The organism is Mesorhizobium sp. M7A.F.Ca.US.006.04.2.1 (assembly GCF_004022915.1).
Classification (GTDB): domain Bacteria; phylum Pseudomonadota; class Alphaproteobacteria; order Rhizobiales; family Rhizobiaceae; genus Mesorhizobium; species Mesorhizobium ciceri.
Genome location: NZ_RZQA01001505.1, coordinates 1 through 708, shown reverse-complemented (window position 1 = coordinate 708; position 708 = coordinate 1). Strand labels below are relative to the sequence as shown.

The following is a 708-nucleotide window of genomic DNA, read 5'->3' as shown; positions in this document are numbered from 1 at the left end:
CTTGAACGTCACTTCGAAGGATGGATCCTCGATCAGTTCGGCGAACCGGCGGTAGGCGGCGTAGTACGCCTCCATGTCGGCGAAGGGCACGTCGACCGTCGGCGCCAGCGAGCGGTTGTTGAAGCGGATGCAGATCAGCTCGCCATCGGGCCCGAGCTCGATCATCGGCCGCTTCGCCTGCAGCCGCACACCGGAAGAGCCGGCATATTCGAAGCGCGCCGGGCATGAGCTCAGCAGCCGGAAGCCTTCCGGGTTCTCGGCCTGCAGCGCAGCCGCGACGGCAAATCCGTCGACGACGCTGGATTCGCCGCCCTCAACCGTATTCTCGATGCAGGACAGGATCTGCAGCGTCGGCACGGGGTCGCGATAGGGATTGTCGGTATGCGCCTGGAGCCCGAGATTGGTGTAGGCGAGATTGCTCGGATCGACCTCGGCGCGCACTTCGAACCAGCGGCCGTAATTGGTCTCCCTGATATAGCCGAACAGATCGGACACCTTGCACAGCGCTCCGGATTCGGTCGGCAGATCGTCCATCACCGCGAAGCCATAGGTTTTCACCGCCGACAGCCATTGCCCCAGCACAGCGCGATCATGGCTGGCCGCAGCATAGCCGGCGCGCGGCACCGAATTCTGCATCGAGGCCTTGGTCCATCGCACGGTGGCCTCGTCTGTCCAGCCGGGCTGGCGGGCCGCGTCACGATCATAGGC

General features: G+C 64.5%; 1 protein-coding gene. It reads right to left on the bottom strand.

What is annotated here, in order from left to right; all coding sequences use genetic code 11:
* Positions 1-708 (bottom strand): TauD/TfdA family dioxygenase (locus tag EN925_RS38375; protein ID WP_206633209.1); only part of this gene is annotated, 708 nt, incomplete at both ends.